Annotated in this window: 14 protein-coding genes and 2 pseudogenes; 11 read left to right on the forward strand and 5 right to left on the reverse strand. The window is 72.2% G+C overall.

The features are described 5' to 3' along the window. The first annotated feature begins 45 nt into the window (after nucleotides 1-45). From O7615_RS12915 to O7615_RS12925, 3 genes and pseudogenes are all read left to right on the forward strand, one after another. Nucleotides 46-1578: an acyl-CoA carboxylase subunit beta gene (locus O7615_RS12915; protein ID WP_278177721.1), complete on the forward strand. Its 1533-nt coding sequence runs from the start codon at nucleotides 46-48 to the stop codon at nucleotides 1576-1578. Nucleotides 1579-1659: 81 nt separating this feature from the next. After that, a complete protein-coding gene (locus O7615_RS12920) occupies nucleotides 1660-2814 on the forward strand; it encodes an acyl-CoA dehydrogenase family protein (RefSeq protein ID WP_278177723.1) in 1155 nt (384 codons plus the stop codon). A gap of 115 nt (nucleotides 2815-2929) precedes the next feature. Further along, nucleotides 2930-5377 (forward strand): annotated as a pseudogene (locus O7615_RS12925) (helix-turn-helix domain-containing protein); the annotation flags it as partial. Nucleotides 5378-5721: 344 nt separating this feature from the next. Here O7615_RS12925 and O7615_RS12930 read toward each other — a convergent pair. Beyond that, nucleotides 5722-6216, reverse strand: a pseudogene (locus tag O7615_RS12930) (MarR family transcriptional regulator); the annotation flags it as partial. 103 nt (nucleotides 6217-6319) lie between these two features. Between O7615_RS12930 and O7615_RS12935 the strand changes: the two are divergent. Together O7615_RS12935 and O7615_RS12940 are read left to right on the forward strand one after the other, a co-directional pair. After that, nucleotides 6320-6901 (forward strand): YceI family protein, encoded by a 582-nt coding sequence (locus tag O7615_RS12935; RefSeq protein ID WP_278177724.1) that lies wholly within the window; start codon nucleotides 6320-6322, stop codon nucleotides 6899-6901. A gap of 378 nt (nucleotides 6902-7279) precedes the next feature. Next, nucleotides 7280-8758, forward strand: coding sequence for a glutamate--cysteine ligase (locus O7615_RS12940; protein ID WP_278177725.1), 1479 nt, complete (start codon nucleotides 7280-7282; stop codon nucleotides 8756-8758). A 4-nt stretch (nucleotides 8759-8762) separates the two neighbouring features. Here O7615_RS12940 and O7615_RS12945 read toward each other — a convergent pair whose 3' ends face one another. After that, the gene (locus O7615_RS12945; protein ID WP_278177727.1) at nucleotides 8763-10169 is read right to left on the reverse strand and encodes a hypothetical protein; all 1407 of its coding nucleotides are present in this window, start codon (nucleotides 10167-10169) and stop codon (nucleotides 8763-8765) included. Nucleotides 10170-10290: 121 nt separating this feature from the next. On the opposite strand from O7615_RS12945, the gene O7615_RS12950 reads away from it, so the two are divergent. Together O7615_RS12950 and O7615_RS12955 are read left to right on the forward strand one after the other, a co-directional pair. After that, complete coding sequence (locus O7615_RS12950) at nucleotides 10291-10974, forward strand: PASTA domain-containing protein (protein ID WP_278177729.1); 684 nt, start codon at nucleotides 10291-10293, stop codon at nucleotides 10972-10974. Between the two features lie 99 nt (nucleotides 10975-11073). Next, nucleotides 11074-11910: a PASTA domain-containing protein gene (locus tag O7615_RS12955; RefSeq protein WP_278177731.1), complete on the forward strand. Its 837-nt coding sequence runs from the start codon at nucleotides 11074-11076 to the stop codon at nucleotides 11908-11910. A gap of 9 nt (nucleotides 11911-11919) precedes the next feature. Here O7615_RS12955 and O7615_RS12960 read toward each other — a convergent pair whose 3' ends face one another. Then, nucleotides 11920-12381: a hypothetical protein gene (locus tag O7615_RS12960; protein WP_278177732.1), complete on the reverse strand. Its 462-nt coding sequence runs from the start codon at nucleotides 12379-12381 to the stop codon at nucleotides 11920-11922. A 106-nt stretch (nucleotides 12382-12487) separates the two neighbouring features. After that, a complete protein-coding gene (locus O7615_RS12965; RefSeq protein ID WP_278177734.1) occupies nucleotides 12488-12775 on the reverse strand; it encodes a hypothetical protein in 288 nt (95 codons plus the stop codon). A gap of 532 nt (nucleotides 12776-13307) precedes the next feature. Here O7615_RS12965 and O7615_RS12970 point away from each other — a divergent pair. From O7615_RS12970 to O7615_RS12980, 3 genes are all read left to right on the forward strand, one after another. Then, complete coding sequence (locus O7615_RS12970; RefSeq protein ID WP_278177736.1) at nucleotides 13308-14189, forward strand: helix-turn-helix transcriptional regulator; 882 nt, start codon at nucleotides 13308-13310, stop codon at nucleotides 14187-14189. Next, a complete protein-coding gene (locus tag O7615_RS12975; protein ID WP_278177737.1) occupies nucleotides 14159-14380 on the forward strand; it encodes a DUF397 domain-containing protein in 222 nt (73 codons plus the stop codon). Before O7615_RS12970 ends, O7615_RS12975 begins: the two co-directional genes overlap by 31 nt. A gap of 223 nt (nucleotides 14381-14603) precedes the next feature. Continuing rightward, entirely contained in the window at nucleotides 14604-15008 is a 405-nt protein-coding gene (locus O7615_RS12980; protein WP_278177738.1) for a hypothetical protein, read from the forward strand. Here O7615_RS12980 and O7615_RS12985 read toward each other — a convergent pair. After that, nucleotides 14976-15578 carry a hypothetical protein gene (locus tag O7615_RS12985; RefSeq protein ID WP_278177739.1) on the reverse strand — a complete coding sequence of 201 codons (603 nt, stop codon included), beginning with the start codon at nucleotides 15576-15578 and terminating at the stop codon, nucleotides 14976-14978. The genes O7615_RS12980 and O7615_RS12985 overlap by 33 nt on opposite strands. 220 nt (nucleotides 15579-15798) lie before the next feature. Between O7615_RS12985 and O7615_RS12990 the strand changes: the two genes are divergently transcribed. Then, nucleotides 15799-17673 carry a S8 family serine peptidase gene (locus O7615_RS12990; RefSeq protein WP_278177740.1) on the forward strand — a complete coding sequence of 625 codons (1875 nt, stop codon included), beginning with the start codon at nucleotides 15799-15801 and terminating at the stop codon, nucleotides 17671-17673. Nucleotides 17674-17695 lie beyond the last annotated feature (22 nt).

The raw sequence follows: 17695 nt of genomic DNA on the forward strand, positions 1-17695 counted from the left end.
GGGTAGCCTAACGATCGTTCAGGTGGGTTGGGGTGGGGAGCCGGCGTGACGGGTGAGGGTGGCGGGCTGGAGCAGCTGGGAAAGCGGGTCCGGGCCGGCGGCGCGGACAAGTACCACGCGGCGAACGCGGCCAAGGGCAAGTTGTTCGCCCGGGAACGGGTGGCCCTGCTGGTCGACGAGGGATCGTTCGTCGAGGACGGGCTCTACGCGAACGCCCTCGCCGAGGGACTGCCGGCCGACGGCGTGGTCACCGGCACCGCCGCCATCGACGGCCGCCAGGTCTGCCTGATGGCCAACGACTCCACCGTCAAGGCCGGCAGCTGGGGCGCGCGTACGGTCGAGAAGATCATCCGGATCATCGAGCGGGCGTACGACACCGGCGTGCCGATGGTCTACCTGGTCGACTCGGCCGGCGCCCGGATCACCGACCAGGTCGAGCTGTTCCCGGGGCGCCGCGGCGCCGGGAAGATCTTCTGGAACCAGGTGCGGGCCTCCGGCTCGATCCCGCAGGTCTGCGCGTTGTTCGGGCCGAGCGCGGCAGGTGGGGCGTACATTCCCGCCTTCTGTGACGTGGTGGCGATGGTCGAGGGCAACGCCAGCATGTACCTCGGCTCGGACCGGATGGTCGAGATGGTCACCGGCGAGAAGACCACCCTGGAGGCGATGGGCGGGGCACGGGTGCACTGCGCCGAGTCCGGCGTCGGGCACTTCCTCTGCAAGTCCGAGGCCGACGCGCTCGACGTGGTCCGGCGCTACCTGTCGTACCTGCCGCCGAACTGGACCCAGCAGCCGCCGGCCGCGCCGGCCGCCGCCGCGCCGGCCAGCGCCGACCTCGCCGCGCTGGTGCCGGCGAGCGAGCGGCAGGCGTTCGACATGCGGCGGTACGTCAAGGGCCTGCTCGACGAGGACTCCTTCTTCGAGATCCAGGCGCTCTGGGCCAAGGAGCTGACCATCGGCTTCGGCCGGCTGAACGGCGAGGTCGTCGGTGTGGTCGGCAACAACTCGATGTTCAAGGGTGGCGTGCTCTTCGTCGACTCCGCCGACAAGGCGACCCGGTTCGTGCAGCTCTGCGACGCGTTCAACGTGCCGCTGCTGTTCCTGAGCGACGTGCCCGGGTTCATGGTCGGCAGCGCGGTGGAGCGGCAGGGCATCATCCGCCACGGCGCCAAGATGATCACTGCGATCTCCGAGGCGACCGTACCCAAGATCTGTGTGGTGGTCCGCAAGGCGTACGGCGCGGGCCTCTACGCGATGGCCGGCCCGGGGTTCGAGCCGGACGCCACGATCGCGCTGCCCACCGCGAAGATCGCGGTGATGGGTGCCGAGGCCGCGGTCAACGCCGTGTACGCCAACAAGATCGCCGCCATCGCCGACGAGGCCGAGCGGGCCGCGTTCGTCGCCGCCCGGCGCGAGGAGTACGAGCGGGACATCGACATCGTCCGGCTCGCCAGCGAACTGGTGGTCGACACGATCGTCGAGCCGACCGAGCTGCGTGCCGAGTTGGTGCGCCGGTTCGCCGCCGCCCGGGGCAAGCAGCGGCACTTCTCCCGTCGCCGGCACGGCGTCACCCCGGTCTGAGCCGTCGAGCCAGCAGGAGCCAGCACGATCCCGTCCCGGCGTCACGAGCGCCCGGCGGGCCGTCCACCCAGGAGGAACCCGATGGACTTCCGGCTCACCGAGGAGCACGAGGCGCTGCGTGACAGCGTGCGGGACTTTGCCCGCGAGGTGGTCGCGCCGGTCATCGCCGAGCACTACGAGCAGCACACCTTCCCGTACGAGATCATCCGGCAGATGGGCAAGATGGGGCTGTTCGGCCTGCCCTTCGGTGAGGAGTACGGCGGCATGGGCGGCGACTACTTCGCCCTCTGCCTGGCCCTGGAGGAGTTGGCCCGGGTCGACTCCAGCGTGGCGATCACCCTGGAGGCGGCGGTCTCGCTGGGCGCGATGCCGATCTACCGGTTCGGTACCGACGAGCAGAAGGCACGGTGGCTGCCGAAGCTGCTCAGCGGCGAGGCGCTGGCCGGCTTCGGGCTCACCGAGCCGGGCTTCGGCTCGGACGCGGGCGGCACCGAGACCCGGGCGGTCCTGGACGAGACGGCCGGCGAGTGGGTGATCAACGGCTCGAAGGCGTTCATCACGAACTCGGGCACCGACATCACCTCCCTGGTCACCGTGACCGCCGTGACCGGGCTGCGGCCGGACGGCGCGAAGGAGCTGTCCACCATCATTGTGCCGAGCGGGACGCCGGGCTTCACGGTCGCGCCGGGTTACTCGAAGGTCGGCTGGACCGCCTCGGACACGCACGAGCTGACCTTCGACGACTGCCGGGTGCCGGCGGCGAACCTGCTCGGTGAGCGTGGTAGGGGCTTCGCCCAGTTCCTGCGCATCCTCGACGAGGGCCGGATCGCCATCGCCGCGCTGGCCGTGGGCCTCGCCCAGGGCTGCGTCGACGAGTCGATCAAGTACGCCACACAGCGGCACGCCTTCGGTCAGCCGATCGGCAACTACCAGGCGATCCAGTTCAAGATCGCCGACATGGAGCTGAAGGCGTACACCGCCCGGCTGGCGTACTACGACGCGGCGGCCCGGATGCTCGCCGGCGAGCCGTTCAAGCGGCAGGCGGCGATCGCCAAGCTGCACGCCAGCACGATCGCGGTGGACAACGCCCGGGAGGCGACCCAGATCCACGGCGGATACGGCTTCATGAACGAGTACCCGGTGGCCCGGTTCTGGCGGGACTCCAAGATCCTGGAGATCGGCGAGGGCACCTCCGAGGTGCAACGGATGATCATCGCCCGCGACCTGGGTATGTAGCCGCCGGGGGTGGCCCGGCGCTGTCGGTGGGCCGCTGTCGGGTTTCGGCGCCGTCCCGTCGGGTGGCCGACGATCCCGTGTCCGGTGTCGGGCCTGGCCCGTAATGTCCCTGGCCATGACTTCGGGTCATGATCGTCCCTCCGGTCCATCGCCCGCCGGCCTGCCCGAGCTGCTCCGGGCCCATCGGCTCGCCGCCGGCGCTACCCAGGCCGAACTGGCGGCGCGCGCCGGCATCGGCGTACGGACGGTTCGCGACCTGGAACGCGGTCGTTCCTCGCGGCCGCAGCGAACCACCGTCGAGCTGCTGGCCGGGGCTCTCGGGCTGACCGGTGCGGCCCGCGCGGCGTTCCTGGCAGCCCGTGGTGGCGCGACCGCACCGCCCTACGCCGGCACGCCGCTGGGTCTACCGCCGCCGCCTGAGCTGATCGGCCGCGAGCGGGACGTGGCGGAGCTGGCCGCCCTGTTGACCGATCCGCGCGGCCCCCGGGTGGTGAGCCTGGTGGGGCTGGCCGGCGTCGGCAAGACGGCGCTGGCACTGGCGGCGGTCCATGCCGTCGCCCGCGCCCACTCCGGTGGCGCCGCCGGGGTGTTGATCGGCGCCGGGTCGGACGCCGCCGACGTGCTCGCCGCCTCGGTGACGGTCTTCGGCGCGGCCCGCGCCACCGAGCTGGCTGCCCGGCTCGGCGACCGCCCGGCACTGCTGCTGGTGGACGCCGCGGAACGGGCACCTGACCCGGTGGCCGGCACGTTGCGGCGGCTCCTCGACGCGGTGCCGTCGCTGCGGGTGCTCGTCACCGGCCGGCACCCGGTGGGGCTGCCGGGCGAGTGGGTGCGGCCCGTCTCACCGCTGGAGGCGCCGCCGCCGGGCGACACCGATCCGGTGACGCTCGCCGGCTACCCGGCGGTCGCCCTGTTCACCTCGCGGCTGGCCCAGGTGCGGCGGGAGCCGCCGGCGGACGCCGAACTGCCGGCGCTGGCCGCGCTGGTCCGGCGGCTGGGCGGGCTGCCGCTGGCCATCGAGCTGATGGCGGCGCGGGGCCGGCTGCTCGATCTCACCGAGCTGCTCGACCGGTACGGCGACCGCGTGCTGGACCTGGACACCTCGGCCGCGAGCCGCAGCGGCTGGGAGGCGCAGCCGCGAAGCGACGACGCCCGCACGGCGGTGGCGGAGACCCTGCGCGATGCGGTCGCGACCAGCTACCGGCTGCTCGCCGACGACGAGCGGGCGGCGCTGCGCCGGCTCGCCGCATTCGGCAACCGGTGGTCCGTCGAGCTGGCCGAGGAGATGCTCGCCGAGACGGGCATCGATCCGGTTCCGCTGCTGAACCGGCTGCTCGATCTGGGGCTGCTGAGCGTACGCGGTGGCGGTTCGTTCCGGTTCCGACTGGTCGACGCGGTTCGGGACTACGCCGTCGAGCAGGCATCGGGAGCCGGTGAGTCGACCGCGATCCGCCGCCGGCACGCCCGGGTGGTGACCCGTCTGGTGGAGCGGGCCGCCTCGGGCCTGACCGGCGCCGGTGCCAGCGCCGCCGCGCACCGGCTCGACGAGGTCACCGGCGACGTCAGCTCGGCGCTGGCGTACGCGGCGGTCGACGACCCCCTGACCGCGCTGCGCCTGGCGGCGAGTCTGCCCCGGTGGTGGCGGCTGCGCGGGCGTGACGTGGTGGGCCGGCAGTGGCTGCTGCGCCTGCTCGCCGACCCGCGTACCGCCGACGCGGATCCGGCGCTGCGCGCCCGGGCCTCGCTCGGCGTCGCGATGCTGGCCGGTGAACACGGTGCGGCCGCGGCGGAACTGCCGACGGCCCGCGCGGCGCTGGCGGAGTTCCGCCGGCTCGGCGACGTTCCGGGCGAGTTGGAGGCGCGCACGGTGCTGGGCGCCCTGCTGGCCGCGACGGGCCGGCCGGAGCACGCGCGGGAGCAGGCGGAGGCGGTGCTGGCCCTGGCCACCGAGCGCGACCTGACCAGCCGGATGGCGATCGCGCAGCATCAACTCGCGTGGCACGAGATCAGGCTCGGCGACCTGCCCGCCGCCCGCCGCCGGCTGGCCGTGGTGGACCGACTCGGTGGGCAGTGCGCCGAGCAGCACCTGCGGGTGCTGGCGCGGAGCACGGTCGCGGAGGTGTTCCGCCTTGAGGGCCGGTACGCCGACGCGGTCGACGAGGCCCGGCGGGTGCTGACGGCCTTCGCCGATCTGGGTGCCCCGCGCCATCGGCGCCAGGTGCTCGGCACGCTGGGGCTGGCGCTCGCGCAGGACGGTCGGGCGGCCGAAGCCGCCGAGGTGCTCGTCGAGTTGCGCCCGCTCGACGGCGCCGGTGCGCTGATCGAGGGGCACCTGGCGCTGCATCGGGGTGACCGGGAGGTCGCGGCGGAGTGGTTCGCCGCCGCGGCCGGGTCGGACGATACGAGCCAAGATCGACGCACGATGGTGGAGGCCCTGGTGGGGCTGGCCGCGAGCACGTCCGACCCGGCGGTCCTCGACCGACTGGAGCTGGCCTGCCGGGATGGCGGCATCCGGCTGCTGGGGCAGGAGGAGGAACTGCTCTACGTGCTGTCGGTGACCCGGGGCGGGCCCACTGCCGACAGTGTCGCGAGGCGCGGCCGGCCGGGCGAGCAGCCCGGCCAACCGGCGGCGGAGGCGGGGGTGGCGCGGGCGAGGAAGCCCCCTGTTGCCACCCCTCGCTCATCGCCCGCGCCGGTGCCCCCCACGGTGCCCCCGCCGCTGCGAGACTAGCGAGGGATGGCGGGGGCATCTGTCGGGTTTGCTGGACTATCGCCCGTTGGCCGATTGGGTTCTGCCGGTCTTTCTGCCGCTGATGCCAGCGCGGATCAGCGGTGGGTGGAGATCGCCTCACCCTCGGCAGTCGCCGCACCCTCGGCCGGGGTCCCGCGCCCACCGTCGCCGTCGCCATCGCGCTTGCGGTCGGGCGGAGCGGAGGTGCTGCCGGCGGTGGCGCAGGGGTGGACGGCGTCCCGCACCTGGCGCAGGCCGTCGAGCAGTGCGCTCAGCGCCGCCGGGTCGAGCTGGCCGGTGAACCACTCCTCGATGAGCTGCAGGTGCCCGGGCAGGCTCTCGTCGAGCCGGCGCAGCCCGGCGGGCGTCACGACGGCGTACGAGCTGCGCCGGTCGGAGGGGCAGGCACGTCGGGTGATCAACCCGTCGCGTTCCATCCGGTCCACCACGCGGGTGACGCCGCTGGTGGAGAGCGAGGTCTGCGCGGCCAGGTCGGTCATCCGAAGCTGGTTTCCGGGGGACCGGGTGAGCCGGGTCAGCACTTCGAACTCGACCGATGACAGATCGTGTTCGTCGAGTTGGGCGGCGAATCGGGCGGACAGCCCGGCGTGCACCTCGAAGAGCAGGCCAACGGCAGTGATCCGCGGGTCATCGAACACGTTCGGGTTCACCAGCCCATCGTATCAGTCCTTGACAGAAGGAATATTGCCGAAGCTATAGTTGCTGACGCAGCCGTTGGGCTACTAAACAATCTCACCCGGAGGGCAGTTTCTCATGACCAGCAGCACCGAGTCGGTTACCCGCGACTGGAACGGCCTCACCATCCCGGCGGCCGGCACCTACCTGCTGGACGCGGCGCACAAGCGGGTCGGCTTCGTCGCCCGGCACATGATGGTAAGCAAGGTGCGCGGTGAGTTCGCCGAGGCGAGCGCCACCATCACCATCGCCGAGGAGCCGCTGGCTTCCTCGGTCTCCGCCACCATCCAGGCCGCCAGCATCAACACCGCCCAGGCGGACCGCGACGCGCACCTGCGCAGCCCGGAGTTCCTCGACGCGGAGAAGTTCCCCACGCTGGAGTACCGCAGCACGGGCGTGAAGTCGCACGAGGGCAGCGAGTTCGTCCTCACCGGCGAGTTGACCGTCAAGGACGTGACGCGTCCGGTCGAGCTGAAGGTCGAGTTCGAGGGCGTCGGGCGCAGCCCGTTCGGGCAGGACATCTTCGGCTTCTCGGCGAGCACCGAGATCGACCGTGAGGACTTCGGCCTGACCTGGAACGTCGCCCTGGAGTCCGGCGGCGTCCTGGTCGGCAAGAAGATCAAGATCGAGATCGAGGGCGAGGCCATCCGGCAATCCTGACCGCCATGTCCCCGACAGACCCGCGCCCGCACCGCGCGGGTCTGTCGGCTGTCCGCCCGTACCGTGGCGGCCTGTCGGTTCTCCGCCCGCACCGCGCGGTCCTGTCAGCCCTCCGCCCGGTGTGGAGCGCGCCGACGACCGGTGCGAATTGTCACAGCTTGTCCGCTGCCCATTCCGAGTGGTCCACCGACCCGGCTGGGTAGGGATTCCGGCGGGAGCGCCCGAGCCGTCCCGCCAGGCACGATCGGACCCGACCGCGGGTGGACTGCGGCAATGGACCGATCTTCGGGGCGGCTGGGCTCGGCACTTCCAGCGAGTATGGTTCACAATGCGCTGCGGGACGGCACCGTTCCGTGGCGTCGCGCGCCGGGAGGAAGCATGGGCAGGGACGTCGATCGAGCCGCCTTCTCCCGCGAGGATCGGGTCCGCTACCGGCAGAAGGTCCGCCGCTGCCTGGACGTGTTCGCGCTGATGCTGGACGACTTCGGCTTCGACGCCGACCGGCCGATGACCGGGCTGGAGATCGAGCTGAACCTGGTGGACCCGGCCGCCGAGCCGGCCATGCGCAACGACGAGATCCTCGCCGCGATCGCCGATCCCCTGTTCCAGACCGAGCTGGGGCAGTTCAACCTGGAGCTGAACGCCAACCCGCGCATGATCTCCGGTAACGGGTTCGCCGATTACGAACGCGACCTGTGCGCGAGCCTGAACCGGGCAAACGACCGGGCGGCATGGTCGGACACTCGGATCGTCCTGGTCGGCATCCTGCCCACGCTCACCGAGCGTCACCTGGTGGCGGACAATCTCTCCACCAACGAGCGGTACCGGGTGCTCAACGATCAGATCGTCGGCGCCCGGGGCGAGGACATCGAGCTCGACATCCGGGGGGTCGAGCGACTGCGTACGCACAACGACTCGATCGCGCCGGAGGCGGCCTGCACCAGTCTCCAGTTTCACCTGCAGGTCGCGCCGGACAGCTTCGCCGACTACTGGAACGCCTCGCAGGCGATCGCCGCGGCCCAGGTGGCGGTGGGCGCCAACTCGCCCTTCCTGTACGGCCGCCAACTCTGGGCGGAGACCCGGATCGCCCTGTTCGAGCAGGCCACCGACACCCGGCCGGACGAGCTGAAGGCACAGGGCGTACGCCCCCGGGTCTGGTTCGGTGAACGCTGGATCACCTCGATCTTCGACCTGTTCGAGGAGAACGTCCGCTACTTCCCGCCGTTGCTGCCGATCTGCGAGAGCGAGGATCCGGTCGAGGTCCTGCATGCCGGCGGCGTGCCCGAGCTGGCCGAACTGCGGCTGCACAACGGGACCGTGTACCGGTGGAACCGGCCGGTGTACGACATCATGGACGGCCGTCCGCACCTGCGGGTGGAGAACCGGGTGCTACCGGCCGGGCCGACCGTGGTCGACATGCTGGCCAACGCCGCCTTCTACTTCGGGGTGGTGCGGGGCCTGGCCGAGGCGGACCGGCCGATCTGGAGCCAACTGACCTTCAGCTCGGCCGAGGAGAACTTCCACGCGGCGGCCCGCCGGGGCATGGACGCTGTCCTGCACTGGCCGGGGCTGGGCGAGGTTCCGGTGACCGCGCTCGTGCTCGACCTGCTGCTGCCGATCGCCGCGGATGGTCTCGACGGCTTCGGCGTCGCCCCGGCCGAGCGCGACCGTCTGCTCGGCATCATCGAGCAGCGTTGTCGTACCGGCCGCAATGGTGCGGTCTGGCAGACCGCCACGGTGTGGGCCGCCGAGCGACGCCTGGGTCTGGACCGTCGCGCCGCCCTGCACCAGATGTTGCAGCGCTACGCCGAGTTGCAGTACACCAACGAGCCCGTGCACACCTGGCCGCTCGACTGACCGGTCAGCGGCTCCGCCGCGGCGGTCGGGCCCGGCGGCTCGCGCCCTCGGTTGCCTCGCCGCTGCTGGCGGAGGCACTTGCCGGACCGTCGTCCCTCCTCGCCGGGTCACCCGATCTCGCCGGGTCACCCGATGCTGTCGCGGCATCCGGTGCGGTCGTTCCACCCGGTGCCGGGGTGGCCGAGGGCTTCGTCCCGGTGCCCGTCGATGCCGAGGACGCCCTCGCGCGACCGGCGCGGGCACCGGCGGTCGCCGGTGCGTCGGCGGCATCCCGCGCCGCCTCGGCGGCTCCGGCGGCGGGAGCGGGCCGAACGGCGTCCGGCCGGCCGTCTGCCGAGGTCCGCAGCGGGCTGCCGTCGGCCCCGCCGCGCTGCCGGGGCACGACCACCGCGTTCGCACCGTCCGCGCCCGCATCGTCCGTGGTCACACCGCCGGTGGTCGCGTCGCCCGTGGTTGCCCGGCCCGCCGCGCGTCGGGCGGCGCGCTGGGCGAGCGCCGCCACCAGCACGGACCCGCCGATTCCGACGATCACCGCGTACGGCGCGATGAGATGAGCCGACACCTGTTCCGGGCTGATCGCCGTCAGCCTCGGCACGGCGAGGAAGTACGCGACCGCGACCAGCAACGGCCCGGCGGCACCCGAGGCGGTGGCGCCGACCCGTCGGCCGGCCGCGCGGACGCCGTGCCGGGCGGCCAACGCGCCGATCAGCAGCGCCGACCCGAGCGAGAGGATCGCGCCCGGCCAGTAGAAGTAGTCCCGGATCCAGAACTGGTCGCTGTCGGAGCTGAGCTGCCAGATGCCGAGTTGGGCGGTGGTCAGTCCGCGACCGGCGAGCACCGAGTCGACGACGGCGACCACCGCGAGCAGCCAGAGCCAGCCGGCCGTGGCGATGACGTTGGTGGCCGCCGCGCGGCAGCGCAGCGCCCAGACGGCCACGAGCGCCCCGACCAGCACACCGAGCGCTGCGTACCCGGCGGCCATGTCGCGGGGGGAGGGGGTGTCCGGCACCACCGCGACCCGAGCCGGCACGGCGACCAGCAGCACCGTGATCAGTGCGCCCAGGGCGGCGGCCACGGTCAGGGCGGTCCCCCACAGCCCGCCACCGGTCTCCCGGGCGGCGCCGGTCTCCCGGGTGGCGCCGGGGTCACCGGCCGCGACGTCCGACGTGGACGGGGTCGAGCGGCGGTCGTGCAGTCGCTGGGCGCAGACCGCACCGAAGATGGTCGAGGTGGCGGCGATCCAGGTGGCCCAGATCAGGCTGGCCACCCAGGCCGCCGTGCCGGCGGTCGGCTCGGTCGGCGCCCAGTTGAGGATGCCCAGGCCGTACCCGAAACCCAGTTGAGCGGCCCCGGCGCCGGCTGCCGCGCCGGCCGCGGTGGCGATCGATCCTCCCCAGCCCTGTCTGGCCATGCCGGGCAGCGTAACGTCCTGTGGTCGGTGCGGCGAGTCTTGGCGGTGCCGGCAGTGCGACGGTGACGGACAGTGCTGGGAACCGGCGACTACGGTCGTTGGTGATGAGGCGGTGGGCGGGATGACGGACGGGATGACCGACGGACAACCGGGGCGCGGTGACACCGGCCCGGACCGGAGGATGTTGACCATCGGTGGCGGTGTCGCCGCCGTACTGCTCGCGATCATCGGTGCGGCCGGCGGCTGGGTGCTGGCCGGCGACCAGGAACGATCGGTCGCGACGCCGCCCGGCGCGACCGGCAGCCCCACCCCCGCCGGACAGACCTCTCCGCCCCGCGAGCGGCCGACGACGAGCACCTCACGCACACCGAGCAGCAGTCCCACGCCTTCCGCACCGACCGGGCTCACCGTGCCGGACCTGATCGGCCTGGACTTCGAGGAGGCCCGGGAGAAACTGCGGGACCGAGGGCTGGGCTGGCAGCTCGTCTTCGGCAGCGGCGACAGTGCCAGCGTGCGGAGCACCAACCCGGCGCCGGGTACGCCGGTCAAGCGCGGCATCACCGTCGTGATCACCGTGGCCGGGGCCGCACCGCCGAACGAGGTGCCGGACCTGGTCGGTGAGACGTGCACCGACGCGCGGAACGAACTCGTCGATGCCGGTTTCTCCCCCCGCTACCCCAACGGGCGATCCGGCAGCGTTACCGAACAGCGGCCGGCCGGCGGTCATGTCGGCAGGTGGAACGACGTGGTCCAGATCTGGTGCGGCACGGCGTCGAGTGGGGACGAGAGCGCTCCAGAGTCGTGACGCGCACCCGACACGCTGATGCCGGCCGGCGGTCGACAGAACCGCTAGGTTGATCGTCGAGGGCCCTGACGCCCGCCCGGTCGGCGGAAAGGACGTGCGATGAGCGACGACCGCCCGGAGCCGACCGAGGAACAACCAGACGACCGGACCCGTCCGATCTCGCCGGCCGGCGGTGACCCGGACGGCACCGCACCGCTCGGGCGCACCCCGGACGAGACCGCGCCGCTCGGACGCACTCCGGACGAGACCGCACCGCTTGGGCGCACCCCGGACGAGACCGCGCCGTTGGACCGTACGCCCGGATCCGCCGAGCGGCCGGACGGGACCGCGCCGTTGCCACCGGCGCAGCGGTCCGGGCCGGCGGCGTGGTCGGGGCGCGCGGAGGTGCCGTCGGTACGGCCCGGCGCGGAGCGCGAGCCGTCCGGCGGCGAGTGGTACGCCGATGAGCAGCCCGGCCGGCCCTGGTGGCTGCCGATCCTCTGGGGCGTCCTGCTGCTGCTCCTGCTCGGCCTGCTGGGTGTCGGGATCTGGCTGGCCCGCCAGGCACTGGACGAGGGTGGGTCGCCACCGGCGTCGCCGCAGCCGACCAGGCAGACCCCGACGGCCACCGCATCGCCGTCGCCGACGACACGTTCACCCTCGCCGCCACCGACGACGAGTGCCGCTCCGGCCGAGGTGCCGGTGCCGCCGCTGGTCGGTCTGCCGGAGGCCGCGGCGCGGGCGCTGCTGGACGGGCTCGACCTCGACTACGCGGTGGAGTACCGCCCGTCGGACCAGCCGGCGGGCACCGTCATCGCCACCGACCCCGGGGCGGGCGAGCTGGTGGCGGCCGGTGACGAGATCAGGCTGGTGGTGGCCGCGGCCAGCCCGAGCCCGTCGGTGACGACGGGTGAGCCGACCACCGAGCCGACCGCCACCGCCAGCCCCACCGGATGACCGGGAAGCTCACCACATCCGGCGTCTGGTGCCGACCAGTCCCAGCCCGGCGAGGGAGATCGCCAGCCCGAACACGCCGGACCAGAACAGCGATCGGCTGAGTTTTTCCCGCGTGTGCGCACCCGCGGCCCGGCTGGGCGGGTCGCGGTGCGGTGGCTCCACCGTGTGCTCGGGGCCGCCGTGGAACCGGGCGGACTCGTCGGCCGGCTGGTCGCCGGCGGCCCAGGCGTCGGCCCACGCGTCGGCCGGACCGAGCGGCGCCCAGGTGTCGGCCGGGCCGTCCGGCTCGACCGGTTCACTCTCCACCACGGTGATCTCCGGGGCTGGAACGGGTTCGGCCAGGCGGGTGGAGGACAGGGCGGGATCATGGGCCAGCACCACCAGGGTGGCGACGGCACCGAGAAGCGCCATGAGTCCGAAGGCGTAGGTGATACGGGACCGTTGCGGCTCCCGCGCGGACAGATTGACCATGGCCATCCCAGGCTCGGGGCCCTGGACGCGCGGGGTGCAGACATGCCGGGGTGGGCATACCGATTCTATGGCGCCGGTATGCCCCGTGGCCGGTGGTTCGTGATGCTCAGCCCACTCGGATCGGAGTCCGGGCCGCCGGCCGGCGGGCCGAGCGAACGGTGTGTGGGCGCGGCTGCGGTGCGGCCTGCACCTGCCGCAGCCCGGCCCGCTGGACGAAGATCGAACGCCGGTTGACCGCGTCCCCCGCCGCGTTCAACTCGTAGCCTTCGAGCCAGAGCCAGCCGTCGTAGGTGGGCCGGTCGAGCACCCGGATCACCCGGAACAGGATGGGTTTGCGGAACTGGACACTCGCCGCGCGTGTCACGTGCAGTACGTCACCGGAGCGGGGAAGCACATGGGCTCCTGGAATGGTCGGCCGGCGGGGAGGGCCGGTGAGGGTGATTGGGGGTTTGTGTTCGGGCCCGGCGACGAGGTCGTGTCTCGTGGACCGGTCGTGGCGCTGGCCGGGCCGGTGGCGGCATCGCTGATGGCGACACTCGTGGCCGACCCGCGTCGGCTGCTCAGGAGGTGTCGCCGCAGCCGCCGCCGTCGGGCGTGGGCGAGCGGCCCCCGGTCCCGAGGGCCGCGCCGGCAACTGACGACCAGGCGTGCTCGTCACCCGCGTCTCCGCGGTCTTGATCACCTGCGGAGACGAGTCGGGGACGTTCCGTAACCCGGGTCATACGGACAGAGTGCATCAGGAGCGTGCTACATGCAAGTTGCACGTCGAGTTTTGCCTATACGTGAGCGGCTCGCGCGAAGCAACGCTTGAACGTGCCACCACCCGGACGGCACACTGAGGGCCGGTTTCGCCCGTCGCGGCCGGCCGAGGACCGGCTCCACTCACGCCGCGAACGAAGGTGGCGTGTGAGCGCGAGGGAGACGCGGTGAGTGAGCGGCGCAGCCCGACCATCCGGCGGCGCCGGCTCGGCGCCGAACTGCGCCGCCAGCGCGAGACCGCCGGGATCACCATCGAGGCCGTCGCGGAGCAGCTGGAGTGCTCGGCGTCCAAGATCTCCCGGATCGAGACCGGCCACACCACCGCGACTCCCCGGGACGTACGGGACATGCTGCGGATCTACGGAGTGGTGGGCGCCGAGAGCGACGAGCTGGTGCAGATCGCCCGTGAGGCGCGCCAGAAGGGCTGGTGGCACCCCTACAGCACGGTGCTGGTCGGCGCGTTCGTGGGCCTGGAGGCGGCGGCCAGTTCGATCCGCGCGTACGAGCAGCAGGTGGTGCCGGGCCTGCTGGAAACCGACGACTACGCGAGTGCGATGATCCGTGCCGCCCGCCCCGATTTCACCCCCGAGCAGGTGAGTCAGCGGGTGCGTGTCCGACTGGGTCGTCAATCGTTGTTGACCCAGGATGATCCGGTCGATCTGTGGGTGGTGCTCGATGAGGCGGTGTTGAGCCGTCCGGTGGGCGGGGACGCGGTCATGCGTGACCAGCTCAAACGGTTGGTGGAGGTGGCCCAACTGCCGAACGTGACGCTGCAGGTCCTGCCGTTCGAGGTGGGGGCGCACGCCGGCATGGATGGCACCTTCACGATCCTCAGCTTCCCCGAGCCCGGTGATCCGGATGTCGTGTACGCGGAGAACGCCACGGGTGGGCTCTTCCTGGAGAAGAGCGACGAACTACAGAAGTACAGCTTCATCTTCGATCACATTCGAGCAGCGGCCATACGCCCGGAGGAGTCCGTCGAGTACATCGTGAGACTGGCAGAGGAGCCGTTGTGGAAATGGCGACGCAGGGAATCCCCGTGGACCTGACGCAGGCGAACTGGTTCAAAAGCTCGAAGAGCGGACCGAACTGTGACAACTGCGTGGAGGTGGCGTACGTGACCGGGGCGGTCGGTGTCCGGGACTCCAAGGACAAGGCCGGCCCGGCCTTGGTCTTCTCCCCGGGCGGCTGGCACGCCTTCGTCGCTGGTACCAGGGACGGCGCGTTCGGCCTGGGCTGACGTCCGGGCAGTACTGAGGGATCCCCGTCCGGCTACGCCGGGCGGGGATCCCGCTGTCCACCCGGTCGCCCGCACGGCCCAATGGTTCGCCCGCACGGCTCACCCGGCCGCATGATCCGCCGGCCACCGTCGCCACATCGCACCCGTCTCGTTGTACCTCTCGGTACGCGCTGGTCGACATCCCCCCGGCAGGGCGGGTAACCGAGCGAGGCAGGCGAGACGGATGACGAGTATCGGGTCGGAGAACCTCACCAACGGGCCGGGGAAGCCGGAACGGTTCGGCGGCAAGTATCGCGGGGCCCGGCGGGACACCGTGCTGACCGAGGTGGTGTCGGCGGAGACCGAGCATGCCGGCCGGGAGGCCGCGATGGCGACGGAGCCGCCCCCGTCGGCGCTTACCCTGCCGTCGCTGGACCCGAACCCGCTGACCGAGCCGTCCTTCCCGGCCTCCGGCTGGCCGTCGACGGACGACGGTTCGCTCGTGGACCATCCGCTGCTGCGCGGTCTGCTGATGGAGTTGCCGCCGAAGGGCAGCGTGCCACCACCCGGCTGGCTCGACCGCTGGTTCGAGGCGACCCGGGCGATCCTGGAACTGCTATACGTGCAGGGCGCCGGCCGGTCGCGCTGACGCCGTCCGCTCCGGCATGGCCCGCTCGATGAGCCGATTGTGACGCAACGCGTGGCGTACGCCGATGACCGCGACGCCCAGCGCGCCGACGGTGATCGCGGGCCCGGTGGCCCCGGGCCCGAGGAACTGGCCGGCGCCGCTCGCCGCGACCAGCGCCGGCAGCAGGGCCAACCCGGTGACCTGCAACGGCAGCCCGATCAGCGGGTGGGCGGCGGCGGCGCGCAGTCCGTGCGGGGCCGGCGTCGACGGTGCGGCGGCGGCCAGTGCACCGGCTCCGGCCCGGAGCCAACGCAGCCGGCGCACCGTGCAGAGCGCCACCACCAGCGCCGGGACGGCGGCGAGCGTGAGCCCGCCGGCGGCCCGGTCCGCCACGGTCGCGCCGACGGTGGCCCACCCGGCGATCGGCAGCACCACCGTCAGACCGAGCGCGACCAGGGTCAGCGCGAGCAGCCGGCCGGTGTGCCGGCGCAGTTCGTGGGCGCGGGTCATGCGAGGCAACCCGTCCGCGAGGTAGCCAGCGACCCACCAGACGGTGGCGACCGGAAGCAGGAGGGCGAGGTGGCTCTGCATGCCCATCAGCCTTGCCCGATTCGCCGCCCGGCGAATCCGGGCCCACCCCCTGTTCGTCCCGTACCCGTCCCCGTAGGGGAACCATCTCGTCAGTGTTATGAGGGATCCGGCATGTTCATCTGTCCCGAGGCGCCCCACTACTCTCACCTTGATCGGCATTCATCGATCAATCTGCCACGAGCAGGTGGACGGTCGAGGCCGATCGGAGGGAGGTAGGAAGATGGCTCTTCCACACAGGTCCGTACTCGTCGGGTTGGCCGCGCTGGCCATGGTGGCGGCGGCCACGCCGGCCATGGCGGCCGAGCCGGTCGGCACCATCCAGAGCGCCGGCGGTGCCACCGCCGTCGAGGGCAGCTACATCGTCGTGTTCAAGGACAGCGCGGTCAGCCGCACGGCCGTCGGTTCCTCCGTGGACCGGCTGCTGCGCCGGCACGGTGGCGCGGCGGCCCGCACGTACCAAGCGGCCGTCCGCGGCGCCGAGCTGCGGGTCGATGCCAAGGTCGCGGCCCGCATCGCCGCGGACCCCGCGGTGGCGTACGTCGAGCAGAACCACACCGTGTCGATCGCCGCCACCCAGACGAACCCCCCGTCCTGGGGACTGGACCGGATCGACCAGCGCAACCTGCCGCTGAACAACTCCTACACGTACCCCAACACGGCCGCCAACGTGACCTCGTACGTCATCGACACCGGCATCCGGACGTCCCACTCGGACTTCGGTACCCGGGCGACCTGGGGCACCAACACCGTCGACTCCAACAACACCGACTGCAACGGCCACGGCACGCACGTCGCCGGCACGGTCGGCGGCACGGCGTACGGCGTGGCCAAGGCGACCCGCCTGGTGGCGGTGAAGGTGCTCAACTGCTCCGGCAGCGGTACCAATGCCGGCGTGATCGGCGGTGTCGACTGGGTCACCGCGAACGCGGTCAAGCCGGCCGTGGCCAACATGAGCCTCGGCGGCGGCGCGAACACCGCGCTCGACAACGCGATCATCAACTCGATCAACTCCGGCATCACGTACGCGGTCGCGGCCGGCAACGGCAACGCCCTCGGCCAGCGGCAGAATGCCTGCAACTACTCGCCGGCGCGGGCCGCACCGGCGATCACCGTCGGCGCCACCCAGAACAACGACGCCGCGGCCAGCTTCTCCAACTTCGGCACCTGTGTGGACATCCTGGCGCCGGGCGTGAGCATCACCGCGCCCTGGCACACCAACGACACCGCGACGAACACGATCAGCGGTACCTCGATGGCGTCGCCGCACGTCGCCGGCGCCGCGGCGCTGGTGCTCTCGGCCAACCCGTCGTGGACTCCGCAGCAAATCCGGGACTACCTGGTCAACAACGCCACCCCGGACGTGATCACGAACGTGGGCACCGGCACCCCGAACCGGCTGCTCTACGTGGTCAACGGCGACACCCCGCCGCCGGCCAACGACTTCTCGGTCTCGGTCTCGCCGACCGCCGGCTCCACCGCGCCGGGCGGCTCGGTGACCGCCACCGTGGCCACCGCCACCACCAACGGGTCGGCCCAGTCGGTCAGCCTCTCGGCCAGCGGCCTGCCGTCCGGGGCGACCGCCTCGTTCAGCCCGGCCACGGTCACCTCGGGCGGGTCGTCGACGCTGACCATCGGCACCTCGGCCAGCACGCCGGCCGGCACGTACCCGGTGACCATCACCGGCACCGCGGCGTCGGGCTCGAAGACCGCGACCTACTCGCTGACGGTGACCGGCAGCGGCGGTGGCGGCTGCTCCGGTACCAACGACACCGACGTGGCGATCCCGGACACCGGCGCCACGGTTTCCAGCCCGATCACGATCTCCGGCTGCAACCGGAACGCCTCGTCGTCCTCGACGGTCGCGGTGAACATCGTGCACAGCTGGCGCGGTGACGTGGTTATCGACCTGGTCGCCCCGGACGGGTCGTCCTACCGGCTGAAGAACAGCAACATCCTCGACTGGGGGAGCAACATCAACGCCACCTACACGGTGAACCTCTCCAGCGAGGCGGCGAACGGCACCTGGCGACTCCAGGCGCGGGACGTCTACTCGGGCTACACCGGCTACATCAACACCTGGACGCTGACCCTCTGACGTCAGGACCGGCACCGGGCCC

Origin of the sequence: Micromonospora sp. WMMD1082, from assembly GCF_029626175.1 — a bacterium.
Lineage (GTDB): Bacteria > Actinomycetota > Actinomycetes > Mycobacteriales > Micromonosporaceae > Micromonospora.

Bases quoted from the DNA above. Each gene is read 5' to 3' on its own strand.
- O7615_RS12990 (WP_278177740.1), top strand. From the start codon at position 15,799: ATGGCTCTTCCACACAGGTCCGTACTCGTCGGGTTGGCCGCGCTGGCC.
- O7615_RS12980 (WP_278177738.1), top strand. From the start codon at position 14,604: ATGACGAGTATCGGGTCGGAGAACCTCACCAACGGGCCGGGGAAGCCG.
- O7615_RS12985 (WP_278177739.1), bottom strand. From the start codon at position 15,578: ATGCAGAGCCACCTCGCCCTCCTGCTTCCGGTCGCCACCGTCTGGTGG.
- O7615_RS12950 (WP_278177729.1), top strand. From the start codon at position 10,291: ATGACGGACGGGATGACCGACGGACAACCGGGGCGCGGTGACACCGGC.
- O7615_RS12920 (WP_278177723.1), top strand. From the start codon at position 1,660: ATGGACTTCCGGCTCACCGAGGAGCACGAGGCGCTGCGTGACAGCGTG.
- O7615_RS12975 (WP_278177737.1), top strand. From the start codon at position 14,159: ATGGCGACGCAGGGAATCCCCGTGGACCTGACGCAGGCGAACTGGTTC.
- O7615_RS12935 (WP_278177724.1), top strand. From the start codon at position 6,320: ATGACCAGCAGCACCGAGTCGGTTACCCGCGACTGGAACGGCCTCACC.
- O7615_RS12955 (WP_278177731.1), top strand. From the start codon at position 11,074: ATGAGCGACGACCGCCCGGAGCCGACCGAGGAACAACCAGACGACCGG.
- O7615_RS12960 (WP_278177732.1), bottom strand. From the start codon at position 12,381: ATGGTCAATCTGTCCGCGCGGGAGCCGCAACGGTCCCGTATCACCTAC.
- O7615_RS12945 (WP_278177727.1), bottom strand. From the start codon at position 10,169: ATGGCCAGACAGGGCTGGGGAGGATCGATCGCCACCGCGGCCGGCGCG.
- O7615_RS12940 (WP_278177725.1), top strand. From the start codon at position 7,280: ATGGGCAGGGACGTCGATCGAGCCGCCTTCTCCCGCGAGGATCGGGTC.